Source organism: Pseudomonadota bacterium (assembly GCA_022361155.1).
Classification (GTDB): Bacteria; Myxococcota_A; Polyangia; order Polyangiales; family JAKSBK01; genus JAKSBK01.
Map to the genome: position 1 here is coordinate 1 of JAKSBK010000576.1, position 2,760 is coordinate 2,760.

Sequence of the window (2,760 nt, forward strand, 5' to 3'; positions counted from 1 at the left end):
ATGTCCCAGAACCGAGGACGCGTTACCAAGATGGTCCGTCTCGACCTGTCGCCGCACCAGGCGACGGTCTTCGTCCAAGCCATCGGCCAGATCCAGCGTGCCGACGGTTGCACCCGCGACCAGGCGTGGGAGACGTGCCTGAAACTCGTCGGCCGTCTGATGATGGGAGCGGAGACGAAGGACGGAGCGCTTCCGATTGTCGTCCGCGTTGCCGAGGCGTTCGCCGCGAGAGACGTCGAGGACCTTCCCGAAGCGTCCGACGACGACCTGAGACTGTGCCACTTCCGGGATCCGAAATGAGGGAGCTCATCGTTTGCCCAAGGTCGGACCACCCGCGAGCTTCTGCGGTCAGCGGGCTATGCGACGAGTGCCACGAACTCGTCTCCGTGAACTCGAAGCCGCGGTCGAATGCGTTTCTGGTGTGCGTCGAGTGCTCGTCGAAGCTGTTGCGCGGAGAGATCACGTCCGGGCGCGACGGAGTGCACGTCGATCCCAACGTAGAGTTCGAGGCGCGCGCGGCGCTGGCACGTGACCTGCGTGGGTACTCGCCACGCATCCTCCTCAACGCGGCGCGCACGATGGTGAGATGGCTCGGTCCGGCCTACGCGTCAGAACGACAGTGGGTTCGCGCCGCGCTTCCGACGCGGGTTCCCTGTCCAAGATGCGCTGCTGGCCGCGATGACCCATGCCGAGGCGCGTGGTACTGCCACGAGAGGATTGAAGAGAACCTGCAGCGCTTGGAGTCGCTGCCGACGTACGCCACGACCTGGTCTTCGCCATGCTGCGGGCACAGCCTGTATCTCATCTGGCGCAAGATCACGCCGTCTCTCTCCTGGATGGGAATCCCTTGCCTCGCGGACGGCTGCGACAAGACGTACTCAATCGAACTCGACGAGGGTGATCTCGTTGGCGACCGAATCCTGTCTGAGAGGATCCATCCGCAGATGGTCGAGATGACCGCTTGGGGTGTGGAGTGAAGATTGCAGAATGTCGGTTCTGCAGGTCGCTCAGCCCGTCTGTGGTGGACGATCTGACTAACTTTGGCAAGCGCAGGAAGTACTTCGTCGAGTGCTCTTGTTGCAGTGCACGCGGCCCCTGGTCGGAGTGGAAACGGCGCGCAGCGATCTACTGGAATGAGCAGAAAGCGTCGCCAGATCTACTCACCCTCTATCGTCCCGTTGCTGAGACGCTTGAGGACTCGATGAGAGAGGAGCTCGCCCTGCGGGACTTCGACGACTTAGTTGCGTGTGCGTACTCAGAGAACCATGAGAAGATCATGACCGATCTGGGATCTGAACCGTTCTCTACCAGGTTGATCACGGTTCACTCCTACGGCGGCAGAGACGACAGGATCGCTTGGCCGTCGACGTATCTGGTAAAGCTACGCAGCCTGCCCTGGGGCTACGTGAGCGCGATCCCGAAAGACACTCCGCGATCTAGCCTTCCTTCATGAGTGAGTCCAAGAAGGAAAACCCGTTCGCTGCCCGGGCGGCCGATGAGATCGTTGCAACGCTGAAGGATCTGATCCGTCGCGTCGACGGTGTTGGCACGGCCCTCGAAGAGGGCAAGATCACAGAGGAGGGAACGAAGGAAGCCACGAAGGGTATCCTGATCGACTACGCAGCTTCCATGCGCGGCAGCATCGTTCGCGCGATCGCTTCCGAGACGCTGATGAAGGCCCTAAGAGAACTCGGCATTGTCCCGAAAGACGCCTCGTGAATACCAGGAGGAGTGCGTTCAGGCGCACTTCGATTGGTTCGCGCGCAACTCCGAAGGCAACCCGCTCTTCGTTGTCCCCACTGGCGCAGGCAAGTCGCTGGTCATCGCCGAGTTTGTGCGCAGGTCGCTGAACGCCTGGCCCGGTTGCAGGTTCCTGGTTCCAACTCACGTGAAGGAACTCGTCCAGCAGAACTACGACGAGTTCGTCGGGCACTGCGGCGACGAAGAGTGGTTTGACTCGGCAACAGCAGGCATCTACTCAGCCGGTATCGGTCGGTTCGACAAAGGATGCGCCGTGGTCTTCTGCAACGTGCAGTCCGTTGCGCACAAGGTGTCAGAGATCGGTCGGTTCGACCTCGTCCTCGTCGACGAAGCGCACATGATACCCAAGCGCGGCGAAGGACGATACCGCACGCTCATCGAGGACCTCACTGAGGTCAACCCGCGTCTACGCGTCTGCGGCTACACCGCCACGCACTACCGCCTCGACGGCGGCTACCTGCACCAGGGCGACGGTCGCATCTTCACCGACGTGGCCTACGAAGTGCGCCTCGAGGACCTGGTGCCTGAGTTCCTGAGCCCGGTTGCCACCAAGCTGCCGGGAGACGGCCAGATCGACGCGACGGCAGTCCCGAAGTCCGCCGGCGACTACAACCTGCGCGCGCTCGGCGAAATCGCGGAAAACGCGCAGTGCGTGGCCGACGCGGTCGATGATGTGGTGCGCCGTGGTGCAGACCGAAAGGCTTGGCTCTTTTTCGCGACGACCGTGCGCCACGCGGAACTCATCGCCCAGCGCCTACAGCGAAAGCACCGCATCGGATGCGACGTCGTTCTCGGCAACATGCCCAAGGGCGAGCGTCGGGCGGCGATTGAAGCGTTCCGTGACGGCAGGATCCGCGCACTCGTGAACGTCGGCGTGTTGACGACTGGGTTCAACGCACCGCGGTGCGACCTATTGGCGATCATGCGGCCGACGATGAGTGCCGCGCTCTACGTGCAGATGATCGGTCGGGGCATGCGTCTGTTTCCTGGAAAGAAAGA

The 2,760-nt window shown here is 62.2% G+C and carries 5 protein-coding genes; all 5 read left to right on the plus strand.

Going from position 1 to position 2,760, the window contains the following annotated elements:
* The coding region (locus tag MJD61_21650; protein ID MCG8557862.1) for a hypothetical protein at positions 1-300 on the plus strand (300 nt) is incomplete at its 5' end.
* 86 nt (positions 301-386) lie between these two features.
* Positions 387-977, plus strand: coding sequence for a hypothetical protein (locus tag MJD61_21655; protein ID MCG8557863.1), 591 nt, complete (start codon positions 387-389; stop codon positions 975-977).
* Complete coding sequence (locus tag MJD61_21660; protein MCG8557864.1) at positions 974-1,453, plus strand: hypothetical protein; 480 nt, start codon at positions 974-976, stop codon at positions 1,451-1,453. The genes MJD61_21655 and MJD61_21660 overlap by 4 nt, the downstream gene beginning before the upstream one ends.
* Positions 1,450-1,719, plus strand: coding sequence for a hypothetical protein (locus tag MJD61_21665; GenBank protein MCG8557865.1), 270 nt, complete (start codon positions 1,450-1,452; stop codon positions 1,717-1,719). The genes MJD61_21660 and MJD61_21665 overlap by 4 nt, the downstream gene beginning before the upstream one ends.
* The coding region (locus MJD61_21670) for a DEAD/DEAH box helicase (GenBank protein MCG8557866.1) at positions 1,697-2,760 on the plus strand (1,064 nt) is incomplete at its 3' end. The genes MJD61_21665 and MJD61_21670, both read left to right, overlap by 23 nt.